The following is a 24,034-nucleotide window of genomic DNA, read 5'->3' on the forward strand; positions in this document are numbered from 1 at the left end:
GTGACGGCCGTGCGAGACGGACGGCACCGACGGGGACGGGTGGTTGCGGAGCGCCCTGTCCACGCAAGAGTCAACCTACGGAGTCGGCGTCTTCGAATGGCGGTGGGTCGGCCATCGCTTCGTCATGGTTGTGTCATGACGAAGCGACCTCCATGCGGTAGCCCACGCCCCGGATGGTGTGGATGGAGAAGCCGGAGGTGCTCGTCCACCCCAGCTTCTTCTTCAGGCTGGAGACGAAGTTGTCCACCGTGCGTGGGTCCACCACCACGTCGCGGCCCCAGACGGCGTCCAGGATTTCGCCTCGCGGCAGGGCCCTGTCCCGGTGCCGCAGCAGGAAGGCCAGCAGGTCGAACTCCGTGCGCGTCAGCTCCACCACCGAACCGTCCGCGCGAGACACCTGCCGCCGGCCCAGGTCCAGGGTGAAGCCGCTGAAGCCCAACTGCTCCGGCGGCGCCGTGCCGGAGCGGCGCACCAGGGCGCGCACCCGGGCCAGCAGCTCTCGCAGCCGGTAGGGCTTGGTGAGGTAGTCCTGCGCGCCCACCTCGAAGCCCTTGAGGATGTCGTCCTCCAGCGAGCGCGCGGTGAGCATCAGCACCATGCTCTTGTTGCCCTGCGTCCGCAGCCGGCGGCAGAAGCTGTAGCCGTCCTCGCCGGGCAACATGACGTCCAGGATGAGCAGGTCGAACGCACGCTCTTGCAGCAGCCGCTCCGCGTCGCGGGTGCTGGGGGCCTCGGCGACGAGGTAGCCCTCGTCCAGCAGGTTGTCCCGGAGACCGACGCGCAGGTGGGCGTCGTCCTCGACGATGAGGATGGCGGGACGCGAGGGCGGGGAGGAGGTGGCGGTGTTCATCGAGCCGGCTCGTTGAATATCAGCGCGAAGGTGGTTCCGTCGGGCCCCGAGGAGGCCACCTGGATGTCGCCCCGGTGCAGCTTCATGATTTTGCGGCACAGGGCAAGGCCCAGCCCGCTGCCATGGACCTCCGTCCCGGGCACCGTCAGCCGGTAGAAGTCCAGGAAGGCATTCTCCCACTCGGACTCGGGGATGCCGACGCCGTTGTCCTGGAAGAGCACCGTGCAGCCGTAGCCGGGAATCCTCTGCGCGCGGATGGAGATTTCGACGGGGCTCCTGCGGTTGTAGGCGCACGCGTTGCGGCCCAGGTTGGAGAGCAGCATCCGCAGCAGGCCCGGGTCCGCTTCCAGCTCCACGCCTTCCAAATCGGAGGTGATGTGGACGGGGACGTGGGTGGCGCTGGCCAGGTCGTCGCGCAACGGTTGGAGGAGCTCCTCCAACCGCACGCGCGAGGTCCGCAGCGTCCAGCGGCCCTTGTCGATGCGGTTGAACGACAGGATGTTCTCCACCAGGAAGTGCAGCCCATCCGCGGCCTGGACGATGCGCGCCGGGTAGTCACGCACCTCCGGCGCCTGCGCCAGCTTCCGCTCCAGCGTCTCGCCCAGCAGGCGGATGGAGGCCAGGGGCGTGCGCAGCTCATGGGAGACGGTGGCCACGAAGTCGCTCTTGAGCTCCAGGAAGCGGTACTTGCGCTGCTGGGCCACCACCGCGAGCGCGAAGATGGCCACCGCGAGCCCCCCGCACACGGCCACCAGCAGCGTCTTCAGGCCGTAGCGCGCGTCGATGTCCGCCTCCTGCCGCGCCCACTGCGGCATGTCCACCGCCAGCTTCAGCGTGCTCAGGGGGAGGACGGCGCCGCCCGCGCGCAGCCGCAGGCGCCCCGTCGCGTCGAAGAGGCCGCGCGCCTGCAGGTCCTGGGTGATGGGCTGGAGCATCGCCTCCAGGTCCACCGCGACGCCGTACACCGCCTCGCCGCGCAGCGCCACGTACCAGGACTCGCCCAGGAGGGTGGGCTCGTCGAGCGCCTCGGGAATCACCAGCATGCCCGCGCCCGCTTCGCCCGCCCGGGCCAGGAAGTCGCCCGTGGGCTCGCCCAGCGCGGCGCTCACCCGGACGATGCGCGCATGGAGGAAGTCGAAGTCCGCCTGCGTGAAGCGTGAACGCTCGCGCAGCACGTCCCGCTGAAGCCCCGACGCCCGGGCGAAGCCGCCCAGGTCCTCCGGGAGTCCCTCGCGCAGCAGGGCCCGCACCAGCGGCGTGGTGGCGGCGCCGCGCTGGAGCCGCTCCACCACCAGCAGCAGGAAGGGCAGCTCCTGCTCGGGAGTCAGCCGGTTCGCCGCGTGGTAGCGCAGCAGTTCCTCCACGCGGGTCGCCGCGCCCCGCGCGTCCTGGGCCGCCAGCGCCGCCTCCACCGCGCGCAGCCGCGTGAGGCGCGGCTCCCATTCCCTGGAGGGCGCGCCGTCCTTCAGCCGCGCGCCCAGCAGGGCGTGCACGTCCTTCGCGGGCGTCCCGGTGCCCGGCATGGGGATGGTGAGGCGCGGCAGGAACTGGTAGCCGCGGAAGTTGATGTAGTAGCCCTCGCCGGGCTCGAGCGGGTCTCCCACGGCGGCGTGGAGGGTGGGGATGCGCTCGTCGAGCCGCTTCGCCAGGTTCTGGCGCAGGGCCTCTTCGGCCGCGTGGGCCAGCGCGTCCCGGCGCGAGCGAAGCTGCGCGTGGGCGTCATCACGCTCCTGGCTGAAGATGCGCTGGAGGCTGACCAGCCCCCAGCCAAGGGCCAGGAGGCCACAACCCAGGGCGACGAGCGTAGGAAGGAGCCGGCGCAGCATGTGGAGCCGCCGCTGACTATCGCACAGCCGCCTTCCCGCAGAGGCTTTTCACTTCAGCCTCCTGGCAGGGGCGAGTGTCCTGGGCAGGTGAGCGGGCCGACTTCGGGTCCACGTCCGGACAGCCCCGCGCCGCGCCGCTGGCGTGGGACGTCTCCTCCGGGGAGGTTGGGGACGGAGGTTCACGCATGCGCGTCGTGTTTCCCTTGTCACGGCCCTGGCCGGGGGGGCCGGTGGTGCTCTGGGGTGGAGCGCTTCCGGCGGGCAGTCTGAAGTACCTGACATTCTCTCATCACCTCGAGTCCGCGCCCGCGGAGACGAAGGGACTGGTGGAGCTGTCGGGGGCGTCGTCGGCGCTGGCGCTGGACGCGCTGGGCCGCGAGCGCGGGCTGCCGGTGGTGGCCCTCACGGACACCCTGGGCACCGCGTACCTGCGCGCCAACGGCTTCGGTGGGGAGGTGCGCACCGTGCACGGCTTCACCCAGGCCTGGGAGCTGGCGCTGGACTACGAGCGCCAGGGCTGGTTCTGGCCCCGGCAGCTCGCCAATGGCTCGCTGGTGGAGAGCGTGGAGTCGTGGACCACGCGGCTGCTCGACATCGTCCGGGACGTGTATCCCGCCGTGCGCTGCGTGGTGTGTGGCTTCGGCACGGGCGCCACCGTCGCGGGGCTGTACCGGCCCTTCTCCGCCGCGGGCTATGAGGTGGTGGGCCTGCAACCCGCGTCCGGCAGGACGATGCCCGGCTGGCGGCGCTGGGCCGAGCAGAGCCTGGGCTCCAAGGACCTCTTCTATCCCTACCGCGAGGATGTGCCCCTGGAGACGGCGGAGGCGAAGGCGGCGGACCCGCTCGCCGCGCTGCTGGCCTGGGCGCGCTCGGAGCGGCGCCCGGAGGAGGTGCTCGTCATCTCCCACAACGCGAGGCCCCCGTTCGGATGACAGGGGCCGTCGCCACGGCGCGGCGCTTCAGCGGCCCTGGCCTCCGCGCTGACCACCCGGGGGGCCTCCCACGCGGCGGTCATCGCGACGCAGCGTCTGGTACTGGGCGCGCTGGGACTCGTCGAGGAGGGCGTTCATCTCCTGGTCGGTCTGCTGGCTCTCCGTGCGCAGCGCCTGGCGCATGTCGCGCATGGACTTCGTGCCGGCGCGGACCTCCTCCATGAGCGCCTGGCGCGTGGTGGCCTCGGCCTCCATTCGGCGCGTCAGCGTCTGCTCCTGGGTGTAGTTCAGCCGCGCGTCGGTGACGAACTTGCGCACGCGCTCCTGCTGCTGCGCCTGCTGCTGGATTTGCGCCTGCTGCCACTGCTGCTGGCGCTGGGCGCGCTGCTCGTCGCGCATCTCGTCCTGGACGTTGCGCACCGCGTCCTTGAGGTAGTCGCGGCCGCCCTCGGAGTTCAGCGCTTCGCCGGCGACCATGCCTTGCACCTCGGCGCGCAGTTGCTCCACCTCCGCCGCGAGCGCCGCGGGCGGCGGCGAGGCCACCACCTTCCCATCCGCCGTCAGCGTGGGGCGCCGCTCCACCTCCATCAGCCGGCGGGACAGGCTGATGGACGTGTCCTCCAGGGCCTTCAACCGGCGCTCCAGGCTGATGACGTCCGCGGCGACGCTGGTGGGCAGCTCCGGCGGAGGGGACGGGGCCGGAGCCTGCACCGTCTCACGTGGACTCCAGAGGGCCACCACGAGCGCCGTGGCGGCAAGGAAGAGGGCGGCAATGCTGGCGAGCTTGTTCACGTCTACTCCGACGGAGGCTGGGACGGCTTATTCCATATCAGGTGCTGTCCAGCCCTGTCCGCCCGCCTGCTCGCTCCCCATTCCCCAGGAACAGGCCCCCCACCGCGTCAGTGGACGTCCCACCGGGCGGCGATTTCCTCACACGCCACCCGGACGTCGTTCATCCGGCGCTGCTGGGCCCTGGGCGCCTGGAAGAGCCGGCCGGCGAAGACGTCGAACACGCCCACCAGTCGCGGGTCCACCGGGCCGCGCTGCTCCAGCCGCTCCTCGGCGTACCGCTGGAGCACCGTGGCGATGTACTGCCCGGAGCGCTCGTCCAGCGGCGTGTGCTTGGAGAAGTAGAGCTTCAGCAGCCCGGAGCGCATCAGCCCCTGGGCATCCACGCTGCGCAGCAGCACGTCCGGGCGCACGCTGATGTCCACGCCCGCCAGCGCCAGCGGCGGCAGGTCCGCGTCCACGGGACTGGCAATCGCCTGGGTGCTCAGCCCCCCCGCGGACACCAGGCACCGCTGGAGCGCCTCCGCGCACAGGGCCAGCCGGTGCGCGTCGTAGTCGGATTCCGGCTGGGCGTTGAGGAGCCGCCGCTGGTGGTAGCGGAGGATGACCTCGTCCCGGCCTCCGCACAGGAACTCAATGATGGCCTGGGCGGCGGGGGGGTAGCGCAGGTACCGCGAGTCCACCGGGTGCTTCTGGCCCTGGATGATGCGCTTTCGCAGTGACGGCGTCGCGGTGAGGTACTGGCCCAGCTTGTTGATGGAGACGCGCGGACTCTCACGGGTGACGGTCATGGTTCGGCCTTCCTTTCCGGCTTCGGGAATGAAGGCAGACTACCGGAAGGGTCTGACATTTCCGGGGCGGCCAGCCGGGCTGGCCGCCCCATGAATAGAAGACTCGTGGGGTAGGCCAGGTCAGGCCCGTCGTGGTGGGCCTCGGGTGGCCATGGAGGCGATGACGGCCATCAGCTCCACCGGCTCAATGGGCTTGGGCACATGGGTGGTGAAGCCCGCGAGCAGCGCGCGCGTCCGGTCCTTCATGCGGGTGTAGGCCGTGAGGGCCACCGCGGGGATGCCCCCGCCCTGTGCCGCGGGCAGGGCCCGGACGCGGGCGATGAAGCGGTACCCGTCCTCCTCGGGCATGCCGACGTCGGAGACGAGCACGTCGAAGGACGCCTCGCGGAGCTCGGCCAGCGCCTCCTCCGACGAGCTGGCCGTGGTGACGATGCCGCCACACGTCTCGATGATGCTGCGAAGCAGCTCGCGCGTGTCCTCCTCGTCGTCCACCACGAGCACCCGCAGGCCCGCGAACTGGGGCGGGCAGGGGATGTCCTGCTCCTGCAACGGGCCGCGGAGGGTGGGCGGCACCCGCACCTCCCGCCTCAGCGCCACGGCCTGCGGCAGGCTGACGATGAAGGTGGCCCCCTGGCCCTCGCCCTCGCTGGTGGCCATCACGGTGCCGCCGTGCAGCTCCACCAGGTGCCGGACGATGGCCAGTCCCAGCCCGAGCCCCCCGGCCTTGCGCGTGGTGCTGCCGTCGGCCTGCCGGAAGCGCTCGAACACGTGCGGCAGGAACCGCGGGGAGATGCCCTGGCCCGTGTCGGCCACCGAGATTTCCACCGAGGAGTTCCGCCGCTCCACCAGCACCTGGACGCGGCCTCCCTTGGGGGTGAACTTCACCGCGTTGGACAAGAGGTTCCACACCACCTGCTGCAGGCGGCTCACGTCGCCCATGATGGTGCCGCTCGAGTCGAGCGCGGCCTGGACGCGGATGCCCTTCGCTTCGGCGGCGGGCCGCAGGGACTCGAGCGCGGCCTCCACGACCTGGCTCACGTCGACGGACGAAACCTCCAGCTTCAGCTTGCCCGTCATGATGCGGCTCACGTCGAGCAGGTCCTCGACGAGCTGCCCCTGGGCGCGGGCATTGCGCTCCACGGTGGCCAGCGCCCGCTCTCGCTTATCCGGCGGCAGCGTGCCGGTCCTCAGCATCTGCACCCAGCCGAGCACCGCCGTGAGCGGCGTGCGCAGCTCGTGGGAGACGGTGGCGAGGAACTCGTCCTTGAGCCGGTTGGCCTCCTCCGCCTCCTCGCGCGCCACGCGCTCCCGGGCGAGCAGCCGCTCCCGCTCCGCCTCCAGCCGCTTCTGCGCGCGGATGTCGCGGCTGACGGTGGCGATGCCCAGCTGCCGCTGGGTGTCGTGCTCCACCAGGGCGAAGGTGTGGTACTGCGCCGCGATGGGCTCGCCCGTCGGGAAGTGCCGGAAGCGGAACTCCCCCTCCCACCGGCCGCCCTTGAGGACGGCGGGCGCGATGTGCTGGTCGACGTAGGGCTGGTCTTCGGCCAGGAAGAAGTCCCGCAGCTGGTACCGGGTGATGTCTTCATCGGGCTTCAGGCCCAGCAGGCGCCGCCCCACATCGTTCACCCACACCGCCTGGCCGGACAGGTCTCCCACGCCGATGAAGTCAGGGGACTGTTCGACGATGGTGGCCAGCCGCTCACGCTCCTGTTCGGCGCTCCGCTGCTCCGTCACGTCCTGCAGGGCGCCGACGACGCGGTCAGGCTGCCCCTGGACGTCGAAGTGCGTCTTCACCATGGCCAGCAGGAAGCGCTGCACGCCATCCCAGCCCCGCACGCGGCACTCCAGGCGAATCGCCCCCGCGCCCGGCTGCAGCGCCTGTTCAATCGTGCGCCGCGCGCGGTCCACGTCGTCGGGGTGAATCCGGGCCGCGGCCTCCGCCAGCGTCGGCGACTTGCCGGAGGGGAGGCCCAGGTGCTGAAGGGCACGCTCGTCCCACGTCAGCACGCCGCGCTCGTACTGCAACTCCACGACGCCCAACTGGCCGGCGGCCAACGCCATCCGCAGGCGCTCCTCACTGGCCCGGAGCGCGGTCTCCGCCTGGGCCCGCCGGACCACCTCCGCTTCGGCCTGGGCCCGGGCCTGCTGGGCGTGCGCGAAAGCCTCGCGCTCGGCGCGCTTCTCCTGCTCCACGGCCAGGTGGGTGACCACCTCGCGCGCCACGTCCTCTAAGAACTGGCGATAGGTGTCGTCGAAGCGCAGCCGGGGGCTGATGCCCAGGACGAGCACGCCCCGCAGGCTGTCCGTGTGGGTGCGGCGCAGGGGCAGCACCAGCGCCTTCTCCGTCGGCTCGGGCCAGGGGCCGAACTGGCGGGCGCCCAGGATGGACGGCACCGACTCCAGGAGGACCGGGACGTTCGCCGCCACGGCCTGCTTCGTGGCCTCCGTGATTCGTCCCAGGTCCATGACGGCGTGCTCGTGCCGCGCCAGCCCGTCGAGCCCCGTGGACGCCGTCAGCCCCAGCCGCTGCTCGTCCTCGTCCCAGTGGTAGATGAGCGCGAAGGGGATGTCCTTGGGGTTGTCCGCCAGGGCCCGGATGGCATCGGTGGTGGCGCTCTCGGAAGGCCCGGTCACCCGGGGCGCCAGCGCGCGAAGCGTGTCCAGCCGGCGCTCGCTGAGCACGACGTCGGTGACCTCGAAGACAACCTGGAGGATGCCCGCGATGGCGCCCGCATCGTCCCGCAGGGGGCTGAAGTCGAAGGTGAAGTAGGCCTCTTCATTGAACCCGTAGCGGGTGAGCATGAAGTAGGTCTTCGCCACCTGCGTCACTTCGCCCGTCTCCAGGAGCTTGCGCATCCAGGGCGAGATGACGGGATAGGTGTCGGGCCAGCACTCGCGGTAGGTGGCGCCCAGGTAACGGGGGTGGCGCGGGCCCATGATGACCGCGTAGCCGTCGTTGTAGACCTGGATGAGCTCGTCCCCCCAGAAGATGATGGCGGGGGCCGGCATCTCCAGAATCATGGCGACGAACGACTTCAGCGGGCGGGGCCACGACGCGTAGGCGCCAAGTGGGGTGCGGCTCCAATCATGCGAGCGCAGCAGCTCCCCCAGTTCGCCACCAGGGCCAGGGAGTTCAGTCTGGGAAGTGAGTTGTTTCACGCGGTCGGTGAGGTGCGGGGCGGATGCGTTATTTAACTACGCAGCCTGCCGCGTCCTGGCCGGGTGCGTCCGGCCGAATCGCGACGAAGCGGGGGAGCAGGCGCTTGAACCACGCCCAGCGTCGTGCCGTGAACAGCCCTCCGCCGTCCGGCCGCCATCCGTCCCCAGGGCAAGTTGATGGTGGATTCACGACGCAAGGTGTTGTGCAATCCCCTGACAGTCTCTGACTGGACTTTGTACTTTTTATGCAAGGAGGCCATTCCTACTTTCGCTGGTGGAGGCGCTCACGAGTACGGGGCGTTTCGGCGATTCGCGCGGGCCGTGGAGGCCCGCGCCCCAGCAACGCACGGAGGCGGCGTCATGGCGGATACGGCAGAGAACCCTCTTGGGCTGAACGGCTTCGAGTTCGTGGAGTTCACCAGCCCCCAGCCCGAGGTGATGGAGCGCCTCTTCGAGCGGCTGGGGTTCACCGCGTACTCCAAGCACCCGTCCAAGGAGCTGGTCCGCTACAAGCAGGGCGGCATCAACCTGCTCGTCAACCGCGAGCCCGCCGGGCAGGCCGCTGAGTTCCGCGCGGAGCACGGCCCGTCCGCCAGCGGCATGGCCTTCCGCGTGGCGAACGCGCGCACCGCCTACGAGATGGCCCTGGAGCGCGGCGCCAAGGCGGCGGACCCGGAGCGGGGCTCGCTGGGCGAGGGCTCCTATGTCATCGAGGGCATCGGTGGCAGCCTGCTGTATCTGGTGGACCGCCACGGGGCGAAGGGGTCGCTCTATGACACCTGGCAGGAGATTCCCGGCGCCGAGGAGGCCGAGGCGAAGAACAGCGTGGGCCTGGAGACGCTGGACCACCTGACGCACAACGTGCGCCGCGGGCAGATGCGCACCTGGTCATCCTTCTACAACCGCATCTTCGGCTTCACCGAGCAGAAGTACTTCGACATCAAGGGCCAGGCCACGGGCCTGTTCAGCCAGGCGATGATCGCCCCGGACCAGGCCATCCGGATTCCGCTCAACGAGAGCCAGGACGACAAGTCGCAGATTGAAGAGTTCATCCGCCAGTACAAGGGCGAGGGCATCCAGCACCTGGCGCTCACCACGCCGGACATCTACGGCACCGTGGAGCGGCTGCGCGCGCGCGGCGTGGCGCTGCAGGACACGCTGGACACCTACTACGACCTGGTCGACAAGCGCGTCCCCAACCACGGCGAGGACCTGGCGCGGATGCGGAAGAACCGCATCCTCATCGACGGCAGTGAGGAAGAGGGCCTGCTGCTCCAGATCTTCACCGAGAACCTCTTCGGGCCCATCTTCTTCGAAATCATCCAGCGCAAGGGCAACGAGGGCTTCGGGAACGGCAACTTCCAGGCGCTCTTCGAGTCCATCGAGCTGGACCAGATTCGCCGCGGCGTCATCAAGGTCGACTAGGCCGCGCGCCGCGCTCGCGAGGAGAATCCGGTGACCACCCAGCCTTCCCCCGAGGAGTCGCCGGGGAGCGTCCTCAAGACGGCTCCCGGCGCCTATCTGTCTGGCTTCGGCAACGAGTTCGCCACCGAGGCGGTGCCTGGCGCACTGCCGGAGGGACAGAATTCGCCCCAGCGGGCGCCGTTCGGCCTCTATGCCGAGCAGCTGTCGGGCTCGGCCTTCACGGCCCCGCGCCGGGAGAACCGGCGCTCCTGGCTGTACCGCCTCCGGCCCAGCGCCAGCCACCCGGCGTTCCAACCGCTGGCGCAGGGGCTGCTGCGCAGCGGGCCCTTCGACGAGGTGCCCGCTTCGCCCAACCGCCTGCGGTGGAGTCCGCAGCCCCCGCCGGCCCAGCCCACCGACTTCGTGGACGGGCTCGTCACCTACGCGGGCAACGGGGACGCGGCGTCGGGCGCGGGCATCAGCATCCACCTGTACGCGGCCAACCGCTCCATGGTGGACCGGGTGTTCTTCGACGCGGACGGCGAGCTGCTCATCGTCCCGCAGGCGGGGCGGCTGCGGCTGGTGACGGAGCTGGGCGTGCTGGACGTGGCGCCGGGCGAAATCGCGGTGGTGCCGCGCGGGGTGCGCTTCCGCGCGGAGCTGCCGGAAGGCCAGGCCGCGGGCTACGTCTGTGAGAACCACGGCGCGTTCTTCCGCCTGCCGGACCTGGGGCCCATTGGCGCCAACGGTCTGGCCAACCCGCGCGACTTCCTGACGCCGGTGGCGGCCTTCGAGGACGTGGACCGGCCCACGGAGGTGGTGCAGAAGTTTCAGGGGCGGCTGTGGTCGGCCCGGTATGCGCACTCGCCGCTGGACGTGGTGGCGTGGCACGGCAACCTGGCGCCGTACAAGTACGACCTGGCTCGCTTCAACACCCTCAACACGGTGAGCTTCGACCATCCGGACCCGTCCATCTTCACGGTCCTCACGTCACCCAGCGAGGTGCCGGGCACGGCCAACTGCGACTTCGTCATCTTCCCGCCGCGGTGGATGGTGGCCGAGCACACCTTCCGGCCGCCCTGGTTCCACCGCAACGTGATGAGCGAGTTCATGGGGCTGGTGCACGGCGTCTACGACGCGAAGGCGGGCGGCTTCGCCCCGGGCGGCGGCTCGCTGCACAACTGCATGAGCGGCCACGGCCCGGACCGGACCAGCTACGAGCAGGCCGTCCAGGCGGACCTGAAGCCTCACAAAATCAAGGACACGCTGGCCTTCATGTTCGAGTCGCGCTGGGTCCTCCGGCCCACGCGCCTCGCCATGGAGTCGCCGGCGCTTCAGCAGGACTACGACGCGTGCTGGGCGGGCTTCCAGAAGGCGAAGCTGCCTTGAGGGCCGCGTGAGCACGGGGGAGGGGACGGCCGGGCGCAAGCGCGTCTGGACGACGCCTGCCAACGTGAAGCTGCTCCCGGTGAGCGCCCTGGAGGACCCCGGGGCGCGCAACCTCGTCCTCCAGATGGGGGACGCCTTCTTCCACGGCTTCCTGGTGCGCAAGGGTGACGCGGTCCACGGCTACGTGGACCGGTGTCCCCATGCGGGCCTGCCGCTCGCGCGCGAGTTGGATCGCTACCTGACGCCAGACAAGGAACTCATCGTCTGTGCCTGGCACGGGGCCCTGTTCCAGGTGGAGGACGGGCTGTGCGTGGGCGGGCCGTGCTCGGGTGGCCGGCTCACCCCGTGGCCGGTGACGGTGCGCGACGGCATGGTCGTCACCGGCTGAGCCGCCGCGGGCAAGCGTTCGGCTGCACGTCCGTCGCATGACGTTTTTGGGCTTAAGCCTATAAGTCTTGATTTGCTGGTCCTGGTGCCCGAGCCTGTGGCGGCGTCGTGGTGACGCCGTTCTTGAAAGGTACGGGTGTAAGGATGAAGCGACTGGCAGCCCTGACAGGGGTGGTTCTCGCGGTGATGGTGGCGTCCGGAGCGGCCTGGGCCCGCGTCGAGCAGGCCGCGCCGCAGTCGTTGGCGGTGGCGCAGCTGCGTGTCGTGACGGCCAACCTGGACTTCCACCGTGCCGAGGCGGCTCGCAGGGATTGGAACACCATTGGTCCCGAGGCCGACATCGTGTTCGTGCAGGAGGCGAAGTACGTGCGGATGCGCGACATCCTCGGAGACGGCTGGGCGGTTCGTCAGGACACCTCGTCGGAGGACCGGCAGGGGAGCGCGGTCATCATCCGCAAGTCCGCGGTGAAGAGCATCGGCGAGCTGCAACTGGTGAAGGGGGTGGACGCCAGCGCCTGCCCGGGGGGCGGCATCATGACGCGGTGGATTGCCCGGGTAGACGTGCAACTGCACAACAACCGCTGGATTCGGGTCGCGTCGCTGCACATGCCACCCGACCGCTGTCAGACGGGCCTGGGGAGCCCCTACGCCAGGATGGCGGACAGCGTGGTGGCGTTCGCGAACCGCAGTGATCGGCTGCTCGTCCTGGGCGCGGATTGGAACAAGGTGGTCGACAGCGACCCGAACGAGATTGGCGCGCGCACGGGCTTGAAGCCGCGCGGCCCGGACTCCGGCCTGCGCATCGACGGCTTCTACGTGTCGCAGGCTATCGGCACCCAGGGCCTCGAATTCCTGCCCCAGACTGGTGACAACAAGCACCGTCCGGTGAAGATGAACATCACCGTTCCGGCGCCGTAGCGGGGCCCGGCACTCAGGGCGCGAGTCGCGCGTGGGGGGCATCCGCCCCTGGGGTGCGCGTGGCCGTGGCCGGCGCGTCGAGGTCCTCGGGCTGCAGATAGGCGGAGGCTTCGACAATCGACTCCACGGTCCAGCCCCGGTTGGAGCCCCGGCCGCTGACTTCACAGTCGCCGTCGGTATGGACGCCCACCAGGTGCCCTCGCCGGTTGAGGACGCCTGCGCCGGAGCTGCTGACCAGGGTGTCCAGGTCGCCGTAGAAGACGAGCCCGTTGCACGAATCGAGGTAATCGCCCTCGGCGATGACCTTGGGGCGTCCGCGGGGGTGCTGGATGATGGCCAGCCGCTCGGTGGCCTGGGTCGTCAGCGGGATGGGGGGGATATCCGGAAGGACATCGAGCTGGATGAGCGCATAGTCCGGCGCTATCGACTGCTCGATGACGGTGCCTTCCGTAATCAAAGGGTCGCCGTCCGCGTCGTCCTCGAAGTTGAAGACAATCAGCGGGATGTCCCCGAGCCTGACACAGTGGCCCGCGGTGAGCACCACGGCGCCCGCGCTCGCTTGAATCAGCGTTCCGGTGCAGCGCCCGTCGATGAGCACGACGGCGTCTTCCCGGTCCTGGATGACGTCAGCGAATTCGCCCACGTAGCTGTTGATGGGGGTGAAGTCGAGCGTCGGACCGCACTGCGCGAAAGCACGAACCTCCGGACTGGAGGGCGGCTCACAGACCGCGGGCTCGACAGGCTCGGACCGTCCTCCGCAGGCGGTGAAGCCCAGGAAGACGGTCCCAGCGAGGAGCGAACCCCACAGCGTCATGCGGAAGTCTGTGGGGTGTCGCGCCATGACTTAGTACAGGTACTGGAGCGCCGTGACGTCGGAGCTCTTGAAGTTACCCGTCTCGGACGAGCTGAAGCAGGAGTTCATGAGCGAGCCGCCGCGGGTGGCAGTGGTCGGCGTGCCGGGGATGTGGATGGCGCCCACGCCCGCGGTGCCCTCGTTGGTGGCCGAGCCACCGCAGCTGATGCTGCGGTTGTAGTAGTCAGAGTGGCGCAGGCCCACGGCGTGGCCCAGCTCGTGCGTCACGACGTGCTCGACCACGGCCACGCCGTAGCTGGCCGTGCCGGTGCCGATGTTGATGATGCCGTAGGGACGGCCGCCGGAGGGGAAGCCCGCCGAGCCGCCAGCGCCGGACGTGGTGCGCGCGGAGATGGTCGCGCTGCAGCCGCTGCCGCCGCGCTGCATCCGGAACGACAGGCCCAGCGCGTTGTAGTTGGCGATCGCCCGGTCAAGGCCGGACATCAACGTGGAGTTGGCCGCGTACGCGGAGTTCGGGACGATGCAGATGACGGAGATGGACGAGCTGACGAGGTTCGTCGTGCGGTACTGCTCCTGCGTCGTCAGGTCCGACTGGAGCATCTCGCGGGACGCCTCGAGCGTCACGTGCGCGTCGCGGCCCACGTACACCTGGCCGTCGGACAGCAGGATGTCGTCCGCCGGGAAGCCGGCCTCGACCAGGTTGGCGATGATCTCATCCTGCTCGTTCTGCTCACCGGCCTGCATGTCGGTGCCGCAGCCCGTCAGCATCATGCTACCGGTCACCGCGAGAACAGCAGCTCCCTTGAACATCTTCTGGAACATGGGCATCGGAGATTCCTCGTCCATTTGACTACGGGGGGTCGCGCCATCCGCCTGGTATCCACCAGCCGCGGTGAGACGCGCCCCGGCCCTTGAGCAATTGATGGGCCAACGAGTCCCGCAGGGTGAGAAACGAGAAATCGTTGACTAGCGTGGAGTCCATGCGCTCCAGGCCCAAGTCACGGGTACGTAAACAGAGTTGACGTCGGCCGCCGCAAGCCCGCGAGACGACGGTGGATTCCTCGGAAACGGCCAAGCGTTCCAAAACCACACAGTGATGTCTGGTTATCGGTCACCTGCCCCATGGGGCAAAGACACCCCAGGCCTGATCTGACACAGGTGAAAACAAACTACAACCCTGTAATCGGGCAGGGAGGGACACACGCGTCCGACGAGAGGTGCGCGTGAATGCACTGGCGGTGTATCCAGTCGCGTATGCCAATGCGCCACGTCACCTGTCCTGTTGCCGCGCTGCTGGGCGCGGTCCTAGCGTTCCTCCCTGGCTGTGGGAGCACGATGTCGAGCAATCCCTCGCCGGTGGACGCCCAGCGTGAGAACTCCACTTCTCAGCAGGCCGCGGAGGCCTGGAAGCGCGCCCGCGTGGGCGACCGCGTCACCTATGCCTTCTCCGCGACGCAGGGCCCCACACCCGGTGAGGCTGACGCCGCGCGCACGCTCGATGGCCAGTTGACGCTGGAGGTCGTGTCCGTCCAGCAGCCCTGGGTCTACGTGCGGGTGGCCTTCACGGACGCGGCGGGCAATCCGTTGTCTCAGACGCGGCTGGCGAGGGACCTGGTGGTTCCGGTGCGCTCGGACGTGACGCGCCCGGTTGACGTGCCGCGTCCAGGGCAGGTGACGGCGGAGCGTCCTTCCTTCTCCGGCCGGGACTGGGAGGCCACCCGCTATGTCAGCGATCAGCGTCCCGTGGATGGTCCGCTGCGCACGCGCGTGTATGCCAATGATTCGACGTTGCTCTACCTGACGCGCGGCCTGCTGGAGGCGAGCACCGAGTCGGCCGGGTTCCGGACGCCGGGGGGCGTCAAGCTGTCGCTGCGGGAGTTCCAGGAGGGCTCCGCCGAGGCCAGCGCTCCCGCCCCCTCCTTGGAGCGGCCGCTGGGGCCCGGCGCGTATTACGACCGGAGGGTGAACATGGCGCCCACGCAGGAGGTGCTGCGCGTGTGCTTCACCGCCGAGCGCGGTTCTGTCCTTCGCTCGGAGGGGCCCGTGGGCACCGGGAGCGACCCCTGCTCCGACTTCTCCAAGGCGGAGCCAGAGGCCCTGGAGGAGCTGGTGATGGGCCTCCCCTGGGATGCGCTGGTGTCAGGGGAGTGGCCTCCCGGCGCGGCCAAGGCGGGTGCCGGTGGCACCTTCACCGTGGGAGACCGGAGCGTGCCCACGCTGACGGAGCAGCGCACGGACGACGACGAGGGCACGCGGCACGTCTATACGGAGACCTATGCGGCGGACCCCTGGGCGCCGGGGCTCGCGGGCGTGCCGTATGAAGCGCGCTTCCAGTCGCTCGACAGCGCCACCGAGCGCGTGGAGGCGGGGGGCCAGCGTGAGTCCGCGGGCGGCAGCCGGCTCGTCCAATGGGGTTCGTGGCTCGGCGGGCAGCCGTGACGGCTGGGTAGGCTTCAGGCAGAGGCCCTCTTCCGAGCGAGCCGGGCAGGCCGGCGGAATGGGGCGCTACACTGGGGGCGGACTGGAGGCCTCATGCACCTTGAGAGATTTCGTCGGCTGCCCGCGCTCGTGCTGCTTGGACTTTCCTTCGCCGGTGGGCTGGGGTGCTCGGAGGATGACGGTGGCGTGGACACGCCCAACCCCCTGACGAATCCCAAGGAGGGGCCACCCGCCGGGAATCAGAATCCGGAGGCCACGTGCGCCATCCCGGCGGAGGCTGGCCTCGCGGACGTCTCCCGGCCCACCACCGTCATCGGCACGGGAAGCCCGGCGAGCTGCACCAGTGACGCGTTCCTCCAGGCGGTGGCGCGGGGTGGGGTCATCACCTTCGACTGTGGTCCCGAGCCCGTCACCATCACCCTGGAGCGGACGGCGAAAATCTTCAACGACACGGGGCCGGAGATTGTCATTGACGGCAAGGGGCTGGTGACGCTCAGCGGGGCGGGGCGGCACCGCATCCTGTACATGAACACCTGCGACGCGGACCAGGTGTGGACGACGGCGCACTGCCAGGACCAGGACCACCCCCGGCTGACGTTGCAGAACCTGACGTTCGTGGACGCCAGCTCCAAGGCGGAGACCGAGTTCGACGGCGGCGGCGCCGTCTGGGTTCGCGGCGGGCGCGTGAAGGTCATCAACTCCCGGTTCTTCAACAACGCCTGCGCGGATGTGGGGCCGGACGTGGGCGGCGCCGCGCTGCGGGTGTTCAGCCAGCACCGGAACCAGCCGGTGTACGTGGTGAACACGACCTTCGGTGGCAAGGCGGGTTACGGCGGCGCCTGCTCCAACGGCGGTGGCATCAGCAGCATTGGCGTGTCGTGGACCGTCCTCAACAGCCTGTTCTCTCATAACCGGGCCGTCGGCAATGGCGCCAATCCCTCGCGGCCGGGGACGCCGGGCGGGGGCAGTGGCGGGGCCATCTACAATGATGGCAACACGATGACGCTGTCACTCTGCGGCACCCGGATTGAGCACAACGAGGTCAATGCGCACGGCAGCGCCATCTTCTTCGTGAGCAATGACCACTCGGGGGACATCCGCATCGACCGCTCGGTGATTCGGAACAACACGGGTGGGTCGTGGTACCCGACGCATCCGCAGATTTCGAACCACGACGACACGCCCATCGTCGTGACGAACTCCACGATTGAGTGAAGCTGAGCGCCTCCATCGTCATTTCAGGCCCACACCACGAACTCCCGAGCGCGTAGGCGGTGGTCCAGTCACCTGCGCGCTTCTAAACCTCCGTGAACTTCGTTCCGGTGGCCCCTATGTGTTCCAAGGCTGCTTTGATTTCCTCAGAAACAATCAGGGCGATGGACCACCCCCAAGTCCGAAACACCTTCGCCTCACCCACCTGCAAGGGGTCAATCCGCAACCCGGAAACATCCCGGTACTGGCCGACTTTCTCCGGCCGTTCGTCCTCCGGCATCCAGCGCTCCACCTCTCTGCATGCGGCATCGTCAATGCAGCGAATGAGCTTTGTTGCCACCAGGATGCAGAACTGATCCGGCTGCCCCTGAATCTCAACAGGAAGAATCTGTACGTCAGAAGGCGCCATCTGCTCCAAGAGTGAGGCCACCCGAACGTGGATGACCGGCGTCCCGAACGCCGCAAGTGAGAAATCCAGGGCCCTGCCAGGAACATCAACCGGGAGTTTCAATGGTCCCTGATTTGAAACTGGCGCCCCATCCGTAAACACCCACCACTCTTCTACCTCGATGTCTCTTGAGTCAGTAGGAGCGCCAAGCAGCCAACGTCCCTTTACGGCCATGTCATCGGACAGCTTGAAGTATCGCGTTGGCATTTGAATGCCCGGGCGTCATTGGGCCCGGGTCACCAGGTTGTTGAGTTCGCTTCCGGGTGTAGAGATTCGCCGCGACAACCTTTTGAGTTCTGCGGTGAGTGCTACGCGGCACTGCTGAATACTGCGGCATGTGCGCGTTGCATCAACCAGCCGCTCAAAAATCTTCTCGTGGTACTCCTGCGGGTGAGGGCCTTTGTGGCCCTTGACGTTGACGATGTTGACCGGGTCGTTCAGGGTCATGCCCGCCTTATCGAAGAGCCTCTGAAACCGTGGTGACCAAGGGCCACCGCTGTTGGTGGAGTCCCACCACTTGTCCGTAGCAATGTGGTGATCGTGTCCCTTCGCGGCCACCGGGCCGGCAACTGCGCCGCTCATGCCCCGCGCCGTCGTGGAGACCGCGCCCGAGGCGAGCGCCATGGTGACCGCTTCCCCGGTCACCGCCATCATCTGCACTTCGCTCACTGCGGATAGCACAATACCAGCCTGAGAACTGGCCTGCATGGATGCTTGCGCCGACCCCGGCAGCGCTGGCACCTTGCCCGCGAACCCCGCCGCCGTATTCCCGATGGCCACCGTGGCGAGCATGGCGAATGCGCGCGCCGCGTTGCGCCCCATTATTTTGCCATACCGCACTCCCGCGTCGCGGAGTTCGTCAAACGTGCGAGCCCGGTCCGCCCCGTCCACCAACTTTCGAAAGCCTGTAATGAGGCTCCAGAACGTATCCACCCCCAGGTAGACAACCAACGTGGCAGTCATCGTAGCGGCCAGGCCCTTGCTCACCGGTTCCGGGACCGTCCATAAGACGAGATACAGTGTGCCCGTCCACAACGCTGCCGCCAGCATGGCGTGTGGGTCGGCCCTGTCCCTGAACGCTTCCAGCATCTCTTCGTTCACCGCCTCATGGGCGAGCGCCATGGCCAGCGCGTATCGGCCATCCCCGTTCACCATCGGACCCTCCGCCAGCAAGCGCAGGCAATCTCCCTTCCTCCCGGTACGCTCGCACCAACGCAGGTAGGCACGTGTCAGTTCCAAGTCAACTTCCGAGGACTCCCCCTCCAGTTGTTCGCCCGGCCCAAGCGGGGTGACTCGGCGGGTGCGCGCATCGAAGAGGTACGTTCCCCCACGCGCGTCCATCTCGAATAGCCGCCGGGCGGCCTCCTGCGGGTGCGCCGGAGGCCGCCGGGCCCACGCGTACTCGGACAGGGCCTCTTTGAATTCATCCTCTCCCAATTCAACGGGTCCGGCTTCGTCGGTGCGAAGGGTGAAGGTGATGACCTCGCCCCGGTCCGTCTCCAAGCGCACCACACGAGCCGCGGCGCAGCCGGTCAACAGGGGTAAGAGCAACAATGCAACGGTCCGATGCAGTCTCATGCGGCATCCCCCAAGCAATCGCTTCGAGTGCTCCGAGCACGAGCGAGCACACCCAGGCCAGGAGGAGGAAGGATGACACTTTGGGCTGACAGCGCGGTCAAGTCCCGGAGCCTGAATAGTTGGTTCGGATGGGGTTCGGGGAAGGCTCCTTGGTGTTGCCGCGCGCGTTTGTTGATGGCCGGGTGAGCCGACTGGTTGATGGGTATCCGCCAGGAGCATGCGAGCCGTTCCCCTCCGGTGGTCACCTCATCTGACTCGTGGGGGCCATGGTCAGGTCCGGGTTCACCAGCACGACGTCCAGCAGCTCCACCAGGTCCGCATGCAGTCTCTCCGCGGTGGCTGGCTCGAACAGGTCGGTGTTGAACTCCAACGTTCCGGAGAAGCCGTCCGGTGTCTCCGTCAGCGCCAGGGTGAGCTCGTAGGTGACGGAGCCACGGTTGACAGGCACCGGTGTCACGGTGAGGCCCGGCAGCTCCAGCGGCGCGGTGGGCGTGTTCTGCAGGACGAACATCGCCTGGAACACCGGGGTTCGGTTCGCTGGCGGCTCAATCCCAAGCGAAGCCACTACCTGGTCGATGGGGACTTCCTGATGGGCATACGCCGCCAGCGTCTCCTCACGCACCCGTCGGAGCAACTCGCGGAAGCTCGGGTCCCCGCGCAGGTTGACGCGCAGGCACAGCCCGTTGACGAACATCCCGATGAGCGGCTCCAGCTCCGGCTGGAGGCGGTTGGCGATGGGCGAGCCAATGACAACCTCCTCTTGTCCTGAACGTCGGGCCAGCACGGCGCCGAAGGCCGCCAGCAGCGCCATGAAAGGCGTCACCTGCTCGCGGCGGCAGAGCGCGTGCAGCGCCTGGCTGCGCTCTTTTCCCAGGTCGATGGGCTGGCGGAGGCCGTTGAACGTCCGAGTCGCCGGCCGAGGCCGGTCCGTGGGGAGGTTCAGCAGCATGGGCGCTCCCTGGAGCGCGTTGCGCCAGAAGCCAATCCGCTCCCGAAGCTCCTCTCCGGACAGCCAGTCGCGCTGCCATGCCGCATAATCGGGGTACTGAATGTCCAGCCGCGGCAGCCCTGCATCTCCCCCCGTGACGCTGGCCGTGTAGAGCCGACTCAGCTCGCGTGCGAGGACGCCCAGGGACCAACCGTCCGACGCGATGTGGTGCATGCAGAAGAACAACACATGTTCTTCGTCCTCCAGCCGCAGTAGCGACGCGTGCATCAAGGGGCCACGGGTCAGGTCGAACGGGCGCAGCGCGGACGCCAGCATGTCGCGCATGGCCTCCGCCTCGCGGTCCTCCCTCCCGCGCAGGTCCACCTCCCGGAGCTGGAAACGGGGCGGGGGCTGGATGCGCTGCACCGGCACACCGTCCTCCTCGGAGTAGGTGACGCGCAGCGCCTCGTGCCGGGCGATGAGTCCCTGGAGCGCCGCCTCGACATGGCGTGGCTCCAGCGGGCCGATCAGCCGGAACGCGCGGGGGATGTTGTAGGCGCTGGACTCGGGCGCCCGCTGGAAGAAGCGCCAGAGGCGCTCCTGGGCGAAGGACACCCGCATCGCCCCGTCGCGCGCCACCCTGCGCAGGGGCGGCACCGGACGCGCGAGGGCCACCGCCGGCTCCGTGCTGGCGAGGTGCTTCGCCAACTGGGCAACCGTGGGCTCCGCGAACAGCGTCCGCAAAGACAGCTCCACCCCGAGCTCGGCGCGGACCCTTGAGACGACCTGGGTGGCGAGGAGCGAATGGCCACCGAGGTGGAAGAAGTTGTCGTGGATGCCCACGCGCTCCATCTCCAGGAGCGCGCCCCACAGCCGGCAGAGCACCTCTTCCGTGGAGGTCCGCGGAGGCTGGTAGCTGGAGGCGTCCCCCTGGGCCGGCTCGGGCGTGGGCAGGGCGCGCCGGTCCACCTTGCCGTTGTGTGTCAGCGGCAGCGCGGGCAGCAAGGTGAAGGACGCGGGCACCATGTGCTCCGGCAGCCGCTCTCGCAGCCAGCCGCGCAGCGAGGCCTGCGCGGGGGCCTGCTCGCGGGCGACGAGATAGGCAGCCAGCTTGCGGTCCCCCCCAGCCTGCAGCGCCACCACCGTGCAGTCCTTCACCGCCGGGTGCTGACGCAGTTGCTCCTCGATTTCTCCCAACTCGACGCGGAAGCCACGGATCTTCACCTGCAGGTCAACGCGGCCCAGATACTCGATGCGGCCGTCGGGCAGATGGCGACCCAGGTCTCCCGTCTTGTAGAGGCGGGCGCCGGGCTGCGTGCTGAAGGAGTCAGGGACGAAGGTCCTCGCGGTGAGCTCCGGGCGGTTGAAGTAGCCACGCCCCAGGCGCTCGCCACCGACGTAGAGCTCGCCGGGAACGCCGATGGGGACCGGCTGCAGGTGCTTGTCCAGCAGGTAGACGGGGCCGTTCGTGATGGCGCGGCCGATGGGCACGGGGTGGCCGAGCGGCGGTGGCGCGTCGATGGGCTCGAAGGTGGAGAAGACCGTGCACTCGGTGGGGCCGTAGCCGTTGAGCAGCCGTCGGGGTGGGCCGTGCCGGAGCACCTCGCGCAGCGCCAGCGGGTCCGCGGCCTCACCGCCAAAGACGAGCGTGTGGACGTGGCGGAAGGCGTCCGGCACCTGGCGCGCCAGCAGGTGGAGCACGGCGGTGGTGACGAACATGACGGTGATGGCTTCGGCCTGGACCTGGGCGGCGAGCGCGTAGGGCTCGCGAGCCGGGTCGGCGGTGATGCCGACGAGGTGCGCGCCGTGGAACAGCGCGCCCCAGATTTCGAACGTGCTCGGGTCGAAGGACGCATTGGAGGCCTGGGCGACGCGGTCCTCCGGGGTGAAGTGGACGAAGTCGGAGTTCAACAGCAAGGCCGCGACGCTCCGATGGAGGATGGCGCTGCCCTTGGGCCTGCCCGTGGAGCCCGACGTGTAGATGACGTACGCGGTGTTGTCGGCGCTGGCGACCGGGGGAAGCGGAAGGGCGGAGTGACGGGCGATGGCGTCCCCATCGGCGTCGATGCGGACAACAGGGCCCTGGAACGCTGGCAGGTGTTGGCGCCGGGCGTCGTGGACGAGCAGGAGCCCGACGCGCGAATCCTCGAGCATGAACGCCAGCCGCTCGGCGGGGTACGACGCCTCCAGCGGCAGGTAGGCGCCCCCTGCCTTGAGGATGCCGAGCATGCTGACGATGAGGTCCACGGAGCGCTCGACACACAGTCCGACGAGGACCTCGGGGCCCACGCCAAGCGAGCGCAGGTGGCGGGCGAGTTGGTTGGAGCGCGCGTCCAGCGCCTGGTAGGTGAGGGCGTGCGCGCCGTAGGACACCGCGACGGCGTCCGGCGTCCGAGCGGCCTGACGTGTGAAGAGCTCGTGGACGCAGAGGTCGCGAGGGAAGTCAGCGGAAGGCGCGTTCCACTCGCGCAGCACCCGGTGTCGCTCGGCGGGCGTGAGCAGGGGAAGCTCGGAGAGGCGCTGGAGCGGATTGGAGGCAGCGGCAGCGAGCAGCACCTGGAGGTGCCCGGCCATGCGCTCGATGCGCGCGTCATCGAAGAGGTCCGTGTCGTATTCGAAGCTGGCGCGGAGGCCCTCGGGTGTCCTCGCCATGTAGAGGATGAGGTCGCACTTCGCCGTCCCGGTGTTCACCTCCCAGGACTCCGCCGTGGCGGCGAGCTGGAGCGCGGCGGATGAAGCCGCCTCCAGCGTGGGCGCGTTCTGCAGGACGAACATCACCTGGAAGAGCTGTGCATGGCGGAGGGTGCGCTCGGGTTGGAGGGCCTCGACCAGCTTCTCGAAGGGGAGCTCCTGATGGGCGAACGCGCCGAGCGTCACCTCGCGCACGCGGGCGAGGAGGTCCACGAAGCGTGGGTTGCCCGACAGGTCATTGCGCAGGACGAGCGTGTTGACGAAGAAGCCGACGAGGCCCTCCACCTCCGGCCGGATGCGCCCGGAGATGGGGGAGCCGAGCACCAGGTCCTCCTGTCCGGAGTAGCGGTGGAGGAGGGCGCTGAAGCCCGCCAGGAGCGTCATGAACAGCGTCGTGCGCTCCCTGCGGCAGAGCGCGTCGATGGCCAGCGTCGTTTCCCCGGCCAGGTGGAAGGTCCGCCGGGTGCCCTTGAACCGCTGGACCTGTGGCCGTGGACGGTCGGTGGGGAGCGCGAGGAGCGTCGGGGCTCCGGCGAGCCGCTTGCGCCAGTAGGGGAGGAGCCGCTCCTGGCTCTGTCCTGGCATCCACTTCCGCTGCCAGGTGGCGAAGTCGGCATAGCGGATGGGCAGCTCGGGGAGCGACGAAGGACGGCCGGCCGCGAAGTCCGCGTAGAGCGTCCTGAGTTCGCGCATGAGGACGCCCACGGACCAGCCATCGGACACGATGTGATGGACCGCGAGGAGGAGGTGGTGGTCCTGTTCTCCGACCCGGAGCAGCGTGCCGTGGATGAGGGGCCCGGTGAGGAGGTCGATGGGCCTTTGCGCCTGCTGGGTGGTGATGCGCGAGACCTCCGTGTCGCGGGCTTCGGCGGGGAGGTGGCGCAGGTCGATGAGTGACAGGGGGAACGCGCGCGACGGTGCGAGGCGCGCGACAGGCCCCGATTCGCCGGCGGCGAAGGTTGCTCGGAGCGGCTCGTGACGGCGGAGCACTTCATCGAGCGCACGCTGGAGTACGCCGACGTCGAGCGGCGAGGTGATGCGGTAGAAGACGGGGATGTTGTAGGTGGCCGTCCCGGGATGGAGCTGCTCCATGAACCAGAGGCGCTCTTGCGCGAAGGAGAGCGGGACGTCGCCGCCATGAGCGCCGGGGCGGAGGGCGAGCTCCTGTTCTGGAGCCGTGGCTCCGCGCGCGGCCTCGATGGCCTCCGCCAGCTCCGCGATGGTGGGGGCATCGAAGATGCTGGGCAGCGGGAACCGGAGGTGGAAGACCTCGTTGAGCCGTGAGACGAGCTGCGTGGCGATGAGGGAGTGGCCGCCGAGTTGGAAGAAGTCGTCGTGGATGCCCACTTGCTCGACTTCCAACAGCACGCTCCAGAGCTCGCAGAGGACCTCCTCCGTCGAAGTGCGCGGGGGCTGGTGGCTGGCATTCGGGGTGGCGAGCGTCATCGGAAGGTCCCTCACGGCTGGGTAGGTGGGCAC

General features: G+C 69.0%; 17 protein-coding genes. 7 read left to right on the plus strand and 10 right to left on the minus strand.

Features of this window, described 5'->3' with window-relative positions; translation table 11 throughout:
- Nucleotides 1-133: 133 nt before the first annotated feature.
- On the minus strand, nt 134-850 hold the full coding sequence (locus KGD87_RS03015; RefSeq protein WP_284666051.1) for a response regulator transcription factor: 717 nt from the start codon (nt 848-850) through the stop codon (nt 134-136).
- The gene (locus KGD87_RS03020) at nt 847-2,676 is read right to left on the minus strand and encodes a sensor histidine kinase (RefSeq protein ID WP_284666052.1); all 1,830 of its coding nucleotides are present in this window, start codon (nt 2,674-2,676) and stop codon (nt 847-849) included. Before KGD87_RS03020 ends, KGD87_RS03015 begins: the two co-directional genes overlap by 4 nt.
- A gap of 185 nt (nt 2,677-2,861) precedes the next feature.
- Between KGD87_RS03020 and KGD87_RS03025 the strand changes: the two genes are divergently transcribed.
- The gene (locus KGD87_RS03025; protein WP_284666053.1) at nt 2,862-3,608 is read left to right on the plus strand and encodes a pyridoxal-phosphate dependent enzyme; all 747 of its coding nucleotides are present in this window, start codon (nt 2,862-2,864) and stop codon (nt 3,606-3,608) included.
- 27 nt (nt 3,609-3,635) lie between these two features.
- On the opposite strand, the gene KGD87_RS03030 is transcribed toward KGD87_RS03025, so the two are convergent.
- From KGD87_RS03030 to KGD87_RS03040, 3 genes are all read right to left on the minus strand, one after another.
- Nucleotides 3,636-4,400, minus strand: a complete 765-nt coding sequence (locus tag KGD87_RS03030; RefSeq protein WP_284666054.1) for a hypothetical protein — start codon at nt 4,398-4,400, stop codon at nt 3,636-3,638.
- Nucleotides 4,401-4,507: 107 nt separating this feature from the next.
- The gene (locus KGD87_RS03035) at nt 4,508-5,188 is read right to left on the minus strand and encodes a hypothetical protein (protein ID WP_284666055.1); all 681 of its coding nucleotides are present in this window, start codon (nt 5,186-5,188) and stop codon (nt 4,508-4,510) included.
- A gap of 120 nt (nt 5,189-5,308) precedes the next feature.
- Nucleotides 5,309-8,209 carry an ATP-binding protein gene (locus KGD87_RS03040; protein ID WP_284666056.1) on the minus strand — a complete coding sequence of 967 codons (2,901 nt, stop codon included), beginning with the start codon at nt 8,207-8,209 and terminating at the stop codon, nt 5,309-5,311.
- A 498-nt stretch (nt 8,210-8,707) separates the two neighbouring features.
- Between KGD87_RS03040 and hppD the strand changes: the two genes are divergently transcribed.
- The 4 genes from hppD to KGD87_RS03060 all read left to right on the plus strand — a co-directional run bounded on the left by hppD (nt 8,708) and on the right by KGD87_RS03060 (nt 12,445).
- Nucleotides 8,708-9,772 (plus strand): 4-hydroxyphenylpyruvate dioxygenase, encoded by a 1,065-nt coding sequence (hppD, locus tag KGD87_RS03045; protein WP_284666057.1) that lies wholly within the window; start codon nt 8,708-8,710, stop codon nt 9,770-9,772.
- 30 nt (nt 9,773-9,802) lie between these two features.
- The gene (gene hmgA, locus KGD87_RS03050) at nt 9,803-11,140 is read left to right on the plus strand and encodes a homogentisate 1,2-dioxygenase (protein WP_284666058.1); all 1,338 of its coding nucleotides are present in this window, start codon (nt 9,803-9,805) and stop codon (nt 11,138-11,140) included.
- Between the two features lie 7 nt (nt 11,141-11,147).
- Nucleotides 11,148-11,528 (plus strand): Rieske (2Fe-2S) protein, encoded by a 381-nt coding sequence (locus KGD87_RS03055; protein WP_284666059.1) that lies wholly within the window; start codon nt 11,148-11,150, stop codon nt 11,526-11,528.
- A 143-nt stretch (nt 11,529-11,671) separates the two neighbouring features.
- Entirely contained in the window at nt 11,672-12,445 is a 774-nt protein-coding gene (locus KGD87_RS03060) for an endonuclease/exonuclease/phosphatase family protein (RefSeq protein WP_284666060.1), read from the plus strand.
- 13 nt (nt 12,446-12,458) lie between these two features.
- Here KGD87_RS03060 and KGD87_RS03065 read toward each other — a convergent pair whose 3' ends face one another.
- Both KGD87_RS03065 and prtB read right to left on the minus strand, forming a co-directional pair.
- Nucleotides 12,459-13,286: a trypsin-like serine peptidase gene (locus KGD87_RS03065; protein ID WP_284666061.1), complete on the minus strand. Its 828-nt coding sequence runs from the start codon at nt 13,284-13,286 to the stop codon at nt 12,459-12,461.
- A gap of 3 nt (nt 13,287-13,289) precedes the next feature.
- On the minus strand, nt 13,290-14,087 hold the full coding sequence (gene prtB, locus KGD87_RS03070) for a M57 family metalloprotease PrtB (protein ID WP_284666062.1): 798 nt from the start codon (nt 14,085-14,087) through the stop codon (nt 13,290-13,292).
- Nucleotides 14,088-14,519: 432 nt separating this feature from the next.
- Here prtB and KGD87_RS03075 point away from each other — a divergent pair, with 432 nt between their 5' ends.
- Nucleotides 14,520-15,698 (plus strand): DUF6068 family protein, encoded by a 1,179-nt coding sequence (locus KGD87_RS03075; RefSeq protein WP_284668762.1) that lies wholly within the window; start codon nt 14,520-14,522, stop codon nt 15,696-15,698.
- 93 nt (nt 15,699-15,791) lie between these two features.
- A complete protein-coding gene (locus KGD87_RS03080; protein WP_284666063.1) occupies nt 15,792-16,913 on the plus strand; it encodes a hypothetical protein in 1,122 nt (373 codons plus the stop codon).
- 82 nt (nt 16,914-16,995) lie between these two features.
- Here the strand turns inward: KGD87_RS03080 and KGD87_RS03085 are convergent, their stop codons facing one another.
- The 3 genes from KGD87_RS03085 to KGD87_RS03095 form a co-directional block, all read right to left on the minus strand.
- Entirely contained in the window at nt 16,996-17,565 is a 570-nt protein-coding gene (locus KGD87_RS03085) for a hypothetical protein (RefSeq protein WP_284666064.1), read from the minus strand.
- Nucleotides 17,566-17,580: 15 nt separating this feature from the next.
- Nucleotides 17,581-18,936 (minus strand): AHH domain-containing protein, encoded by a 1,356-nt coding sequence (locus KGD87_RS03090; protein WP_284666065.1) that lies wholly within the window; start codon nt 18,934-18,936, stop codon nt 17,581-17,583.
- A gap of 241 nt (nt 18,937-19,177) precedes the next feature.
- Nucleotides 19,178-24,001 carry a non-ribosomal peptide synthetase gene (locus KGD87_RS03095; RefSeq protein ID WP_284666066.1) on the minus strand — a complete coding sequence of 1,608 codons (4,824 nt, stop codon included), beginning with the start codon at nt 23,999-24,001 and terminating at the stop codon, nt 19,178-19,180.
- Between the last annotated feature and the right edge of the window lie 33 nt (nt 24,002-24,034).

This window comes from Myxococcus sp. SDU36 (assembly GCF_030168875.1).
Lineage (GTDB): Bacteria > Myxococcota > Myxococcia > Myxococcales > Myxococcaceae > Myxococcus > Myxococcus vastator.